The sequence below is a fragment of the Ruegeria sp. HKCCA5763 genome, from assembly GCF_013034545.1.
Lineage (GTDB): Bacteria > Pseudomonadota > Alphaproteobacteria > Rhodobacterales > Rhodobacteraceae > Ruegeria.
This window is the reverse complement of sequence record NZ_WQGF01000010.1, coordinates 110,255-123,901: the sequence shown is the minus strand read 5'-3', so window position 1 is coordinate 123,901 and position 13,647 is coordinate 110,255. Positions and strand designations below refer to the sequence as shown.

Genomic DNA, 13,647 nt, shown 5'->3' with positions numbered 1-13,647 from the left:
GGGCGAGGAACGGTGGAAAGAGGGCCGCAAGATACGCGGCCCTTTTCAAACATTATTTGATACGCTGGCCATTCGCTAGGATCTGACCATCCTCGGTGAATTCGATGGTCGAATTCAGTGTGTCCGGTTCTTCGCCCGGAACTGCCATCAGGCCCATCATCATCCGAGCCCCCAAGGCGTCATTGTCTGAAATGATACCCATGCCGATCAGGGTGTCGATCAACTGGTTGGCACCAACAAGTTCCAGGTTCGCAACGCCGCTTGGGCTGGGCAAGCCATCGAATTCTTCGGTGTTCGAGTTGTCGAACGCAAAGTCGCCGTCACCTGTCAGTTTCGTACCGACCAGAGACACCAGCAGTTCATTGATTTTCAGAGAATGCAGCTCACCCGGAGCTTCCTCGGACTCGAGGTCAATTTCCGGGTCGAAGATGTTCATCAGGACCTTTGCCGTGCCGGTGGCATCCAGCGCGATTGTCGCGGGATCACGCGGAAGTGCGCCTGCAGGATCGAAAATACCCCACAGTACGTCCGACATCGTGAAATCGGTCAGATTGAACCCCAGACCAAACGGCTGAACTTCGTCCGACTGCTGAACCGGGAACTCAAAGTTAAGCCCGGCATTGGCCATTGAGATATCAATCGGGAAGGGCAGGTCTGCTGTAGTCACTGCCAGCGTCGTGCTGTTTTGGTCGATGTCATAGACCAGCTTTTCGGCATCGATGGTGGCTGCAAATCGCCCACCTTCCGAAGTACTGTTCATCGAAAATGCCTGGCCTTCGCTGGTTCCACTCAGATCCGTGTTGCCCGACGCGTAGGTAAAGACTCCGTCGAACGCAAAACCGGCTTCGTAAAAGGACTGCGGATCCGAAAGATCAATGTCTTTCGGAAACACGTTTTCGCCTTCAAATGCCAATTGGTCCAACTGCCCATTGATCAATCCGGTTTCACCGCTTTCAGGGTCCTGAAAGTTCATGTTGTAGGTCAGGCTGGCTGCATTGAATGTCTGTGTGAGATCGCGGTTTTCGCCGATCTGCATCCGCGAGCTGCCGTTCAGATCATTCGCCGCGACCGCCAGGTCAAAGACGTCATCCGGAACCGTTTCGCCGTCAACTGCGATCGAGTCCAGTGAAATACTAAGCATATCGGCATTGTAGTCATAGGTCATGTCTTCGGGGGCGCCCGATACGACCATGTTCAATTGGCTATGAGAATAGGTCACCGTAGCTGCAAAGTCGCCTTCTTCGGCCTGACCCGTGATTTTCATGGGAAAGTTCTCGGGTATGCCGACTGACACAGTCCCATCGCCGTTTTCGGTCAGCGTCATTTCGGGCATGACCATTTGGAATTGCCCTTCCTCTTCGGGCAGTGCCATTGAAAGCGTCATGTTCGAAATCGTGGTCACACCGTCCGCCGAGCTTTCGTCGCCCGTGATGGTATAGCCCATCGAGGTAAAATAGCCTTGCCAGTTGGACCAGACATCATCAGCCGTCAGGTCGGCAAGCGCGCCCTGAGTGGCAACGGCATAAGCCAAAGCTGCACCGCAGCTGCGGCGGAGAAAAACGGACATAAGGTAACCCTTCTTGATCAATTTGTGGCGCATGGTCGGGTTTGTGACGGGTATCGTCAAGGGGGGGCAAGGGCTGGACCCTTTCCCCGTTTCCGGGCTACGGCTGTAGCCGAAAGCAATTGCAGCGCGTGAGGAGAGGCAGATGCAGGGTAAAACGGTTCTTATTACAGGGGCCAGCCGGGGAATCGGGGCTGAAGCAGGGCGCGTTTTTGCCGCAGCCGGGGCCAATGTGGCTTTGGTGGCGCGCAGCCACGACCAGATCGATGCTTTGGCAGCCGCTTTGGGCGATCAGGCCATCGCTTTGGCGTGTGATGTCAGCGACTTTGCGCAGGTCGAGCAGGCCGTGGCCACCTGTGTCGACCGCTTCGGTGGCTTGGATGTTCTGATCGGAAACGCCGGTGTGATCGATCCGATCTTTCATCTCTCGAACGCCGATACTGAGGCATGGAGCAAGGCCATCGACATCAACCTCAAGGGTGTCTTTTATGGAATGCGCGCCGCGCTGCCGATCATGCGGGCCGCTGGCGGGGGAAGCATTCTGACCATCTCGTCCGGGGCCGCATCAAACCCGGTTGAGGCATGGAGCCATTATTGCGCGTCCAAGGCCGGGGCCAAAATGCTAACGGAATGTCTGCATCTGGAAGAGGCCCATAACGGTATTCGCGCCATGGGCCTGTCACCGGGGACGGTGGCCACGGATATGCAGCGGTCGATCAAGGCCAGCGGCATCAATCCGGTTAGTCAACTGGATTGGGATGTGCACATTCCCGCAGACTGGCCCGCGCGGGCGCTGCTCTGGATGTGTTCCGATGATGCGAATGAGTTTTTAGGCACCGAAATCTCGCTGCGGTTGGAGGATATTCGCAAACGGGTTGGGCTGATATGATCAATTTGATCAAAGCGGATGGCCTGTGGACAGTCACAATCAATAACCCGGGCAAGGCCAACGCTCTGACCGGGGGCATGCTTACCGAACTGGCCGAGATTGCCGAGGCCGCGACCGAGGCGAAGGCGTTGATCCTGACGGGGGCGGGCAAGGTGTTCAGTGCCGGTGCCGATCTTGACGAAGCGCGCGCCGGTCTGGCCACGTCGGATGTCTGGGAACGTCTTTCTGGTGCTATTGCGGCTCTGCCCTGCCTAACTGTTGCTGCACTGAACGGAACTCTGGCTGGCGGGGCCAACGGTATGGCCTTGGCCTGCGATTTGCGTATCGCGGTGCCCTCGGCCAAGTTCTTCTATCCGGTGATGAAGCTGGGGTTTCTGCCGCAACCTTCCGACCCCAAGCGGTTGGCGGCTTTGGTGGGACCGGCACGTACCAAGCTTATTTTGATGGCGGGCCAGAAAATCAGCGCACAAGAGGCATATGATTTTGGTTTGGTGGACCGGATTGTCGAACTTGATCACCTGATGCAGACCGCGCGCGATCTGGTGGCCGATAGCGTCAACGCCGACCCGAAGATTGCCGCCGGAATCGCAAGGTTGTGTTCATGAGGCTGTCGGCCCTGCGCCTGCGGGTCGCTGATCCGCTCAATTTGGCGGCCTTCTATCGCGACATTTTGGGAATGTTTGTCAGGGAAGAAGGGGCTAACGTTCGTGTAGGTTATGCGGGCGAGGATGCAGATCTTCTGTTGCTGCCCGGCGGCGGTGGATACACCCATGACCGAGGCCAGCGCTATTGGAAGATCGGCATAACCGTACCGGATGTTGATCTTGCGGCGACCCATCTGCGCGCGCGGGATGTCCCGGTAAGCGATCCGAACCAGTTCATGGATATCGGCTACATGTGTCATCTGACCGACCCCGAAGGCTTTGTCATCGAGCTGTTGCAACATGATTTCGAAGGCAACCGGCCTCCGTACGCCGCTGAACCCGATGCGCCGTTCGCGCAGGAGCGGATCGGTCAGATCACGTTGCGGACCGGGGATATCGCGGCTGAAGACACGTTTTGGCGCGGGCAAGGTATGTCATTGTTGTCCATGCAAGAGGTTGCTCCTTACGGCTTTGATCTGCATTTCTATGCCTTCACGCAGGAAACGCCCCCAAATCCCGATCTGTGGTCGGTTGAAAACCGCGAATGGCTTTGGAAACGGCCCTATACAACGCTGGAATTTCAGCACGTTGCGGGGGCTCAGTTCGCGCCTGTACCAGATTATCAGGGCATTGAAATCGAAGGCGTGCCTAAACCTTTGAACGACGCCTTTGGTGATCCGATCCTGCCGGGTTGATTACCGTCCGTGCCGTTTGCCTGGAACCTTTGACCGAAAGCCGGGTGGGCGTTTGCGAACCCAGTTCAGGAACTTTTCAAGCCTTGGATGCGCGCGCAGGGCTTCGACAGTGTTGTAATTGCGCGCCAGTTCGGCCTCGGTCAGTGTGGCATGGACCTCCTTATGGCAGATCTGATGCAAAAGAACGGTTGGCCCGCCCTTGCCTCCTTTGAGTTTTGGGATCAGATGATGCAGGCTGCCGCCTCCGTCGGGGATCGGGCGGTCGCAAAGCGGGCAGATCGGATCGCTGTTCGTCATGATGGTTAGAAACTTGCGCCTGAAAGTGGCGAAGGCAAGAGGATGTGAATGGCGCAGGCAGTGGTAATCGGAGCAGGCCCCGCCGGGTTGATGGCCGCCGAACAACTGGCCGCTGCAGGGCATTCCGTGCTGGTGGCCGAGGCTAAACCGTCAGTCGCGCGTAAGTTCCTGATGGCTGGAAAATCTGGACTGAACCTGACCAAGGAAGAGCCGTTCGATACCTTGATCCGCGCATACGGCGAGGCTGCGGATTGGTTGACTCCGATGGTTTCCGCTTTCGATTCCGATGCGGTTCAACACTGGGCGCGCGATCTGGGTCAGCCGTTGTTTACAGGCTCAACAGGCCGGGTTTTTCCCGAGGTTATGAAAGCCTCCCCCCTATTGCGCGCCTGGCTGGCCCGGTTAGGAAACGCAAGAGTAGAGGTCAATACCCGCTGGCGCTGGACAGGCTGGGAGGGTGAGGCGCTGAAGTTCGACACCCCCGACGGGGTGCGCAGCGTTTCGACTGATGTCACCGTACTGGCGCTGGGCGGGGCAAGTTGGGCGCGCCTTGGCTCGGACGGTCAGTGGACAGAAGCTCTTGCAAGTATAGGTGTGGCTCTGGCTCCATTCGAGCCGGCAAATTCTGCTCTTTCCGTAGATTGGAGCGATCATATGCGACCACACTTTGGGGCCGCGTTGAAATCGGTCCGCTGGATGGCAGGCGATTCTCAAAGTCGAGGCGAAGCCGTAATTTCTGCAAAGGGGCTGGAGGGCGGCGGGCTGTATTCGCTCACCCCAGCCTTGCGTGCCGGGCAGTCGTTGTTTGTGGATTTGGTGCCCGATCTGGATCACAAAACCCTGCACGCGCGCTATGCCGCGAAACGGTCGAAGGTTACACTGTCCCAATGGCTGAGAAAGTCGCTGAACCTGTCGCCTCAAAAAGCCGCAATTTTCCATGAGATGATGAAACGCAGGGGCACAGCTCAACCAGATCAGTTTGCAGTGTTAAAGAAACTGCCCATCCTGTACGCCGGTCTGCACCCGATGGACGAAGCAATCTCGACGGCAGGGGGCGTAAAAAGGGCGTCGTTGGATGGCGGCCTGATGCTGACCGCGTTGCCGGGTGTGTTCTGTGCCGGAGAGATGTTGGATTGGGAGGCCCCGACAGGGGGTTATTTGCTGACAGCCTGTCTGGCTACCGGACGGTGGGCTGGTCTGGCAGCCGCAGATTGGCTGGAAAAGACCCGGTAGTTCAACGTGATCGCGCCAGCATCGCAAGGCGGATCATGGCGCGTTCCACCAAGGCCATAGCGGGTGCCGTTTGACCTGCAGACCTAAGCGATAAATCCGTGTCAGTCAGAACCGTCAGCGCAGTTTCCAGCTTGGGTGCACCCCAGCCCTGTGCTTGTCGCAGAATACGGTCCCGTCGTTTGCCATAAACCGGCGGGCGCAGTTTTCCTATCCCCTGTGCCGCGCCGCCCGGATCTGAGGCGCAGGCGTAAAGCGTGCGAAAATGCCGGGTCGCCCCAATGCACAATGTCACACCATTTGTCCCTTGCGCCTGCAAGCGCCGGATCAGCGGTCCGATCTCGCCCGCGCGGCCTTCGGCTACCACGTTAAGAACATCGTCCAATGCGGCTTCGGTCGAGCGTGGGGCGCAGGCTTCGATGTCTTCGATGGTCAGCTCGGAACTGTCGCCGCGCTTGTAAAGCGACAGTTTCTCAACGGTTTGGGCGAAATCGCCGGGGCTGAGGCTGACGGCCAGCTCGCTAATGGCGGACATGACATCGCGGGGTATGTTCTTCAGGCCTGACTCGGTCAGAATCCGTTCTACTTCGGCGCGGGACGGAGGGTCGTCATAGATGCCAACCGCATAGGCTGCGGGGTGCCCTTCAAACGCTTTGCGAATCTTCGAACTGGGTTTCAGTTGCCCGGCCGTAACGACGATCTGGGCGTCTCCGGGGGTCCAATCTTCAAGTGCGGCCAAAATCGCAGGTGCTGCGGTTTCGGTGGCCTCTTCGACAAATACCGCGCGGGGGCCGGGAAAGAACCCAACGGCCTTGACGGCATCCAGCAACAACGCGGGATCACCGCGCAGATCGCTGCCGGGCAGGCGTGTCAGGCGCATTTCCTCTTCGGCACCGGGGCCAAGCAAAGCTGTCAGAACCTGCTGACGCTTGAGCGCGACCCGCATCGCATCCGCGCCATAGATCAGCAACCCGGTCTTGTCCGCGTCCGGCTTGGAGAAATATCCATCAGCCTCGCGCGGGCTCAGCTTCATGTGGCCAGATCCGGTTTTGAATTCAATCGGTTCACGATCTGGCTCGATAGAATCACCATCAGGCGGTCTTTGGCGTCGCGCTCATCAGCCAGGGTGGAAACGGTCGAACCCGCGGCGGAATAGGCCACAAAGTCGGTCGCAGTACCCGAAGCCACGATCTGTCCGGTTGCATTGGACCGCAGCGTATACTGGGCCCGCCCGTCAATCGTGTACCGTTGCGTTTCATTCGTCGTGGTAATCGCAGCCCTACGCGTCACGGTTGTGACCCGCACGTCCAATTTGTACTTGCTGACCGCATCAGCGCTGCGGCCCAGTTGCTGTTCCAGATTCTGGACCAGAAGATAGCTGTCGACATTGTTCGGCTCGGACACAGCAACCTTGCCGTAGAGTTGCGAACCCGTTCCCCCAGGTGCGTAGACCGGTTGGAAGCCACAGGCCGCGCCAAGGAAACAGGCGGCCAGCGGCATCAGCAAAAGGGTTCTGCGGTTAAACAACGACATTCACGATCCGACCTGGAACTACGATCACTTTCTTGGGCGCGTTGCCATCCAGCGCCCTTTGCACAGCTTCGGTGCTGAGCGCGATTTTTTCAACCTCGTCCTTGGCCAGATCCTTGGAGACGCTGATTTCCGCGCGACGCTTGCCGTTGATCTGGATCGGAAGGGTAACGGTGTCATCAACTAGCATCGCCTCATCAGCGACGGGCCAGGTTGCGGTGGCAACCAGACCTTCACCACCCAACATGTTCCAAAGCTCTTCAGACAGGTGCGGTGTCATCGGCGACATCAGCTGTGCCAGCGTTTTGGCGGCTTCGCGTTTGGCCCCAGAGCCTGCCTTGGATTTGGCTAGCGTGTTGGTGAAAGCATACAGTTTGGCAATCGAGGCGTTGAAGCCAAAGGATTCGACGCCGCCCGAGACATCGTGGATCGCCTTGTGCATCTCGCGCAGCAGGGTTTCGTCTTCACCATTGGCCGGAACGTCCGACTCGACGATTTCATAGGTGATGCGATGTACGCGGCTCAGGTGTTTAAAGGCAGCCTCTGCACCCGAAGCAGTCCATTCCACGTCCCGCTCGGGCGGCGAATCGGACAGTACGAACCAGCGCGCGGTGTCGGCTCCGAAGGCCGAGATAATGCTAACTGGGTCCACCACGTTTTTCTTGGATTTCGACATCTTGGCCGAGGGGGTGATCTCGACCTCAGTGCCATCTGCCAGTTTGCCGTCGGTAACGTCCTCGGGCAGGTGATAGACCGGGCGGCCATTCGCGTCTCTGGTCTGGTAGATCTCATGCGTCACCATGCCTTGCGTGAACAGCGCATCGAAGGGCTCGATGGCCTTTTTCGGTAGGTGACCGGTTATGTTCATCGCGCGTGCAAAGAACCGGGAATACAGCAGGTGCAGAATCGCGTGTTCGATGCCACCAATATACTGGTCGACATTCATCCAGTACTCGGCCTCGGCCGGATCGGTGGGCGTTTCGGCCCGTGGCGCGGTGAAGCGGGCGAAATACCACGACGAATCGACAAACGTGTCCATCGTGTCGGTTTCACGCTTGGCCGGAGCCCCACATTTCGGGCAGGCGCAATCCCGCCACGTCGGGTGGCGGTCCAACGGGTTGCCCGGTTTGTCGAATGTGACATCGTCGGGCAGGCGGACTGGCAGGTTTTCTTTTTTCTCGGGCACTACACCGCAGCTGTCGCAGTGCACAACAGGAATCGGACAGCCCCAATACCGCTGGCGGCTGAGGCCCCAGTCACGCAGGCGGTACTTGGTGACACCTTCGCCCCAGCCAGCGTTCTCTGCAAAGTCGACAGTTGCGTTGATCGCCTCGTCGCCGGTTGCCTCGGTCAGGCCCGCGAAATGGTTCACCCAGCGGACTTTTTCGGTTTTCGGCGGAACGAACGCGATCTTGTCGACCGGCGTGTCATCGTCCAGGGCAAAGAACGTATCGATCACCGGCAGGTCGTATTTGCGGCAGAAATCAAGGTCGCGCTGGTCATGCGCCGGGCAGGCAAAGATCGCGCCCGTGCCGTAATCCATCAGGATGAAGTTCGCGATCCAAACCGGCAGTTCCCAGTTCGGGTCCAGCGGGTGCTTGACGCGAATACCGGTGTCATAGCCTAGCTTTTCGGCGGTCTCGATGGCCTCTTCGGTGGTGCCGCCTTTGCGGCATTCGGCAACAAATTCAGCAACTTCGGGGTTTTCTGCTTCAAGCTGTTTAGCAATCGGGTGATCCGGCGAGATACCAACAAAGGACGCGCCCAGCAGCGTGTCGGGGCGAGTCGTGTAAACCGTGATTGGGTCGCCACCATCGGTGCGTTCGAACCCGAATTGCAGGCCGCGCGACTTGCCGATCCAGTTTTCCTGCATCAGGCGCACTTTGGCGGGCCAATTGTCCAGCGTGTCCAACGCGTCCAGAAGTTCTTCGGAATAGTCGGAAATCTTGAAGAACCATTGCGTCAGTTCGCGACGCTCGACCAAAGCGCCCGAACGCCACCCGCGCCCGTTTTCCACTTGTTCGTTGGCCAGAACGGTCATGTCGACCGGGTCCCAGTTCACCACCGCGTTCTTGCGGTAAACCAGCCCGGCTTCGAGCATGTCCAGGAACAGAGCCTGTTGTTGGCCATAGTATTCAGGGTCACAGGTGGCGAATTCACGAGACCAGTCAATCGACAGACCCAAAGGCTTCATCTGCCCGCGCATGTCGGCGATGTTGCCATAAGTCCAATCTTTCGGATGGCCACCAATAGCCATCGCCGCGTTTTCGGCAGGCATCCCGAAGGCGTCCCATCCCATCGGGTGCAGTACGTTATGCCCTGTCGCCAGCTTGTGACGCGCAATCACGTCACCCATCGTATAGTTGCGCACATGCCCCATATGGATTCGGCCGGACGGGTAAGGGAACATCTCAAGCACATAATACTTTGGCTTGTCCGCCTTGTGGTTGGCGGTGAAGATTCCAGCCTTGTCCCAGGCCTCTTGCCATTTTGCTTCGATTTCGTTGGCCGAATAGCGCGACATTTTGCGGTCCTTCGTGAATGAAAACGCCGGGTAGGAACCCGGCGTGGTATTAGTGTGATTTTCGGCGGGTTGCTAGAACTTGTTGTCCGCAATGCGTAGCTGACGCGCACGAGACAGAATAGCGTCCTCTACAGCGCGGGTCGTTGCAGCGCTTACAGGTGCCCCGCCGTTGGCTTGCAGAGCAACGGACAACGACCTGGCAGCCAGCGCTGGGTCACTGATGTGAACGGTAGCCCGGTATGAACGCCCTCCACCCGGTGGTGTGCCGTAACCCGTTACAATGACACCGGTAAACGGATCGACTTCTTGCACGGGCAGGAAACTCAGCACATCAAGTGAAGCCGCCCAAAGGTAGCGATTCACATTGGTCACCTGCTCGGCTGTGCTGCGGTCGAAAATGTCCCAAATTGTCGAACGGTTAGGATCGTTCAACTCGCGCTCATCTGAATTGCCGCCGGCGAGGTTGGGCGTATAGGTCGTCGAGGCGCTTTGATTCTGTCCACATGCCGAAACAACGGCGGTCAGCATGATCAATCCCAAAATCGTCGGCAGGCGCATTGTAAACCGGTCCTGTTTCACTTGTTCTACGGTATTCAGGGCATACTCCTAGCCAAGGACCCCCTCTGCAACAACCCTATTCTTCTGAAATCCTGGTGGGTGGCCGGTATTGGGGGGTGAGCGGACTGTGGCATCCTTGCACCAATCTGACCCCAATGACGCCGCAGCGTTTATGCTAAGCTTGCGCAAAGGGGGCAAAAAGAGCGAAACGGTGTCCGTGCTGAGACATATGCCGAGGCATGTGTCGAGTAGATAACTCTTTTTGAAACCGAGGGAAACAAGATGAAAAAAGTTCTCTTCGCATCGACGGCGCTGATCGCGACCGCAGGCGTTGCAGCAGCTGAAGTTAACTTCAGCGGTTACGGCCGTTTTGGTATTGGGTACGTTGAAGATCGTATCGGTTCCGTTCCGAACGTGAACACAAATGTGACCACAACCACAATTTCGGGCGGTGTAATTAACGTCAATCCCGGTCAAACCACTGTCGGCACTGCAATTGTTGACACTGACGACGCAATCCTGGTTTCGCGTTTCCGTCTGAACATCGACGGCATCGTTGAAACCGACGGTGGCGTTCGCTTCGAAGGTCGTGTTCGTCTGCAAGCTGACGAAGACAGCGGCAACGGTGAAGCAAACTCGGCCGGCCTGAACGGCGCGCGCTTCTCCGTCATCTACGGCGGTCTGCGTGTTGACGCGGGCAACGTTGCAGGTGCATTCGACAACTTGGCAAACTACTATGGCAACGAAGTTGGTTTGGAACTGTTCGCAGGCCAGTATTCGGGTGTTAACTACAGCTTCCTGGGTTACTCGTCGACCGGTTCGGGTGCGAACGCCGTGTTCTTCCAGTACGCGGTTGGTGACTTCGCCTTTGGCGCGTCGTACGACCAGGCGACCGTTGCTCTCAACGGTGTTCCTTCCAATGCTGACCGTTGGGATGTCAGCGCGACCTACACGTTCAACAACATCACCGCCGCTGTGGCTTACGGTCAGACCGACGTAGCTCCCGGTCTTAGCAAACCGAGCCTGACCGTTCTGACTCTGGGTGGTGAATGGGGTGACTTCTCGGGTACTCTGTTCGTTGCAGACGACAAAACCCGAATCGCAGCAACTGACGGCACCGCATGGGGTCTGTCGGCAGCCTACAACCTGGGCGCTGCAACCACCCTGCTGTTCACCTACGGTGACGGCAACGCCGACCTCGACACTCAGCAGGTCGCAATCGGTGCGATCTACGACCTGGGTGGCGGTGCATCGCTGCGCGGTGGTATCGGTATGAACGACTGCGACATCTGCGCAGACTCGACCATCGTTGCTGACTTCGGTGCTCAGTTCAACTTCTAAGCTGATCTGAACCGTAAGGTTTAAGGGCGGGTCTTCGGACTCGCCCTTTTCTTTTGTGCCGACTTGGTGTTTTTCTGCGCCAAAGACAGATTGAGGATCCCATGTCGCTGCAAGATATCACCGTTCGTATCGCCAAAGCCGAGGACAGGTCGGGGCGTCCGACAGGCTCGGTTAAACTCATCGCCGTGTCGAAAGTTCAGCCGAATGAACGTGTACAGGCGGTCCTGGAGCAGGGGCACAGGTGTTTCGGCGAAAATCGGGTGCAGGAAGCCGCCGGGAAATGGCCGGCCTTCAAAGAACAGTTCGATGGGGTCGATCTGCACCTCATTGGCCCGTTGCAGACCAACAAAGCTCGGCAGGCGATGGAGCTGTGCAACGCGATCCACTCTTTAGATCGCCCTAAACTGGCCAAGACGCTGGCGCGATTGGCGCAAGAGATGGGGTCATGCCCGGATCTGTTCATTCAGGTCAACACAGGTGAGGAGGAACAAAAGGCCGGTATACTTCCCGCGGATGCTGACGGGTTTATCGCCGACTGCACGGCCTTGGATCTGCCGGTACGTGGATTAATGTGTATCCCTCCCGTAGACGAAGAGCCTACGCTGCATTTCGCTCTTTTAGCCAAAATCGCCGCGCGCAATGGGCTAGAGGGATTGTCGATGGGGATGAGTGGCGATTTCGAGCAAGCTATCGCTTTGGGTGCAACCCATATCCGCGTTGGCTCGGCCATTTTTGGCGAACGCGTTAAACCTCAGGAATAATCAGGCGGGTTCCCAAGGCAATGCGCCCCGCGATCCAGTGCAAATGGTCCCGACGAAAAGCCAGGCATCCTTCGGTTGGATAGCCCGGCCTGCGCCATTGGTGTAAGAAGATTGCTGATCCATCGCCGGGGACGGCGTTGGGCCAGTTCCAGTCTGTCAAAAGAACCAGATCATAAAGCGGGTCGGATCGACGAAGTGTTTCGTGACTAAAGGCGTATGGCGCAGCAACCATGTGGTTGTAGTTGCTGTCAGATACGTCATCCGACCATAAATCCTGCGGGCCAATCGGTCGCGCCCAGTAATTCGGTCGTGCAATCCGGTCTGCGCGGTAAAGCATTCCGATAATCCGATGCGCCCCAGTGGGTGTCGCACCATCACCTTCTCGCTTTGATTTGCTCAAACCGCCTTTTCCAATGGAACAAGGGAAGGTTCTGCCCAGAAACCGAATACCGCGCGGTGTCAGCACAAGGTCACTGGGGGTCAAAGCAGATGCCCCGACTTCGTAGCCTTTGTCGCCAGATAGCCCCGGTTATGCGCTGTTTCACCCACTTTCAGGGGCACGCGTTCGGTCACGGCAATCCCTGTCCGCTCCATCATTGCGATCTTGGCCGGGTTGTTGGTCAACAACCTGACCGAGTTGAAGCCCAGTGATTTCAAAATGTCCGAGCCCAGCCGGAAATCGCGTTCATCATCTTCAAAACCCAGCCTGTGGTTTGCTTCGACCGTGTCAAACCCCTGATCCTGCAGGAAATAGGCCCGCATCTTGTTGGCCAATCCGATGCCGCGACCTTCCTGATTGAGATACAGCAAGACACCAGCGCCTTCAGATCCCATCTGTGCCAATGCTCCGCGCAACTGCGGCCCGCAGTCGCATTTCAGACTGCCCATCAGGTCGCCTGTAAAGCAGGCCGAGTGCAAACGGGCCAATACCGGCTTGTCCCGATCCGGGCGGCCAATTTCGACGGCATAGTGTTCTTCGCCACCATCTTCTGGCCGGAAAACGTGCAGGCGACCGGCCTCTGACACTTCCATCGGCAATCGGGCGGCAACCACTTCGTGCAATGCGCTACGATCTGCCAGATGCGGTGCGGCGCGCGTGTGATCAATGCAGGTCAGGCCATGCGTGGCAGCAAACGAACGACCGTCTTCTATCGAAACAACGACCGCCGCTGGAAGAATCCGCGCGGACTTTGCCAGCGCGATTGCGATACGATGCAGATTGGCATTGCCCTGCCGCTCGGTCATCAGCGGGCCTTTCATCGGCGCACTCAGGTCGTCCGAAGGGTCAGCCACTGCCTGAACCCAGGTGATATCCGCATCTGCGGGCACCACAACACGTGCTAAATCCCCGTCATAGGCCCGCGCTTTGAGCGTTTCGGCCCTACGCCCGGTTATCGCCACAACCGGTGTCCCTAATGCCTTCAGGTCAGCCAGGCGCTGCGGGCTCAGCGTCTCTGCCGACACTGCAAGCACGCTATAACCGCTGTCGTCGGTCAGTGCCACGGGAACACCCATGCGCAAGTCAGCCCGGGCTCGGGCCAGCAACTCAGTGATATCGGGGGCGAGACTCATCTAGGTTACCCTATTACGTTCAACCCTTCTCCTAGCTCTTTC

Annotated in this window: 14 protein-coding genes; 6 read left to right on the top strand and 8 right to left on the bottom strand. The window is 57.8% G+C overall.

The annotated features are described in order from the left end of the window. Nucleotides 1–52: 52 nt before the first annotated feature. On the bottom strand, nucleotides 53–1,567 hold the full coding sequence (locus GOV89_RS17040) for a DUF2125 domain-containing protein (RefSeq protein WP_171238693.1): 1,515 nt from the start codon (nucleotides 1,565–1,567) through the stop codon (nucleotides 53–55). A gap of 142 nt (nucleotides 1,568–1,709) precedes the next feature. Between GOV89_RS17040 and GOV89_RS17035 the strand changes: the two genes are divergently transcribed. Genes GOV89_RS17035 through GOV89_RS17025 form a run of 3 tightly spaced genes read left to right on the top strand, consistent with a single transcriptional unit; the run spans nucleotide 1,710 to nucleotide 3,792 of the window. Next, nucleotides 1,710–2,453: an SDR family oxidoreductase gene (locus GOV89_RS17035; RefSeq protein WP_171236087.1), complete on the top strand. Its 744-nt coding sequence runs from the start codon at nucleotides 1,710–1,712 to the stop codon at nucleotides 2,451–2,453. Next, entirely contained in the window at nucleotides 2,450–3,058 is a 609-nt protein-coding gene (locus tag GOV89_RS17030; RefSeq protein WP_171238692.1) for an enoyl-CoA hydratase/isomerase family protein, read from the top strand. The genes GOV89_RS17035 and GOV89_RS17030 overlap by 4 nt, the downstream gene beginning before the upstream one ends. Continuing rightward, on the top strand, nucleotides 3,055–3,792 hold the full coding sequence (locus tag GOV89_RS17025) for a VOC family protein (RefSeq protein ID WP_171238691.1): 738 nt from the start codon (nucleotides 3,055–3,057) through the stop codon (nucleotides 3,790–3,792). The genes GOV89_RS17030 and GOV89_RS17025 overlap by 4 nt, the downstream gene beginning before the upstream one ends. Here the strand turns inward: GOV89_RS17025 and GOV89_RS17020 are convergent, their stop codons facing one another. Further along, nucleotides 3,793–4,089, bottom strand: a complete 297-nt coding sequence (locus GOV89_RS17020; protein ID WP_171238690.1) for an HNH endonuclease — start codon at nucleotides 4,087–4,089, stop codon at nucleotides 3,793–3,795. Nucleotides 4,090–4,137: 48 nt separating this feature from the next. Between GOV89_RS17020 and GOV89_RS17015 the strand changes: the two genes are divergently transcribed. Further along, nucleotides 4,138–5,322, top strand: a complete 1,185-nt coding sequence (locus GOV89_RS17015; RefSeq protein WP_171238689.1) for a TIGR03862 family flavoprotein — start codon at nucleotides 4,138–4,140, stop codon at nucleotides 5,320–5,322. Nucleotide 5,323: 1 nt separating this feature from the next. Here GOV89_RS17015 and holA read toward each other — a convergent pair whose 3' ends face one another. The 4 genes from holA to GOV89_RS16995 all read right to left on the bottom strand — a co-directional run bounded on the left by holA (nucleotide 5,324) and on the right by GOV89_RS16995 (nucleotide 9,931). Beyond that, nucleotides 5,324–6,352: a DNA polymerase III subunit delta gene (gene holA / locus GOV89_RS17010; protein WP_171238688.1), complete on the bottom strand. Its 1,029-nt coding sequence runs from the start codon at nucleotides 6,350–6,352 to the stop codon at nucleotides 5,324–5,326. Further along, nucleotides 6,349–6,852, bottom strand: coding sequence for an LPS assembly lipoprotein LptE (gene lptE, locus GOV89_RS17005; protein ID WP_171180286.1), 504 nt, complete (start codon nucleotides 6,850–6,852; stop codon nucleotides 6,349–6,351). Before lptE ends, holA begins: the two co-directional genes overlap by 4 nt. Further along, nucleotides 6,839–9,373 (bottom strand): leucine--tRNA ligase, encoded by a 2,535-nt coding sequence (gene leuS, locus GOV89_RS17000; RefSeq protein ID WP_171238687.1) that lies wholly within the window; start codon nucleotides 9,371–9,373, stop codon nucleotides 6,839–6,841. Before leuS ends, lptE begins: the two co-directional genes overlap by 14 nt. Nucleotides 9,374–9,445: 72 nt before the next feature. Then, the gene (locus GOV89_RS16995) at nucleotides 9,446–9,931 is read right to left on the bottom strand and encodes a DUF3576 domain-containing protein (RefSeq protein WP_171238686.1); all 486 of its coding nucleotides are present in this window, start codon (nucleotides 9,929–9,931) and stop codon (nucleotides 9,446–9,448) included. Nucleotides 9,932–10,213: 282 nt separating this feature from the next. Here GOV89_RS16995 and GOV89_RS16990 point away from each other — a divergent pair, with 282 nt between their 5' ends. Together GOV89_RS16990 and GOV89_RS16985 are read left to right on the top strand one after the other, a co-directional pair. Beyond that, nucleotides 10,214–11,272, top strand: a complete 1,059-nt coding sequence (locus GOV89_RS16990; protein ID WP_171238685.1) for a porin — start codon at nucleotides 10,214–10,216, stop codon at nucleotides 11,270–11,272. A 101-nt stretch (nucleotides 11,273–11,373) separates the two neighbouring features. After that, on the top strand, nucleotides 11,374–12,033 hold the full coding sequence (locus GOV89_RS16985; protein ID WP_171238684.1) for a YggS family pyridoxal phosphate-dependent enzyme: 660 nt from the start codon (nucleotides 11,374–11,376) through the stop codon (nucleotides 12,031–12,033). Here GOV89_RS16985 and GOV89_RS16980 read toward each other — a convergent pair. Both GOV89_RS16980 and ribA read right to left on the bottom strand, forming a co-directional pair. Then, nucleotides 12,017–12,517 carry a L,D-transpeptidase gene (locus tag GOV89_RS16980; RefSeq protein ID WP_171238683.1) on the bottom strand — a complete coding sequence of 167 codons (501 nt, stop codon included), beginning with the start codon at nucleotides 12,515–12,517 and terminating at the stop codon, nucleotides 12,017–12,019. The two genes, GOV89_RS16985 and GOV89_RS16980, sit on opposite strands and share 17 nt — an antisense overlap. After that, nucleotides 12,514–13,605, bottom strand: coding sequence for a GTP cyclohydrolase II (gene ribA, locus GOV89_RS16975; protein WP_171238682.1), 1,092 nt, complete (start codon nucleotides 13,603–13,605; stop codon nucleotides 12,514–12,516). Before ribA ends, GOV89_RS16980 begins: the two co-directional genes overlap by 4 nt. Nucleotides 13,606–13,647 lie beyond the last annotated feature (42 nt).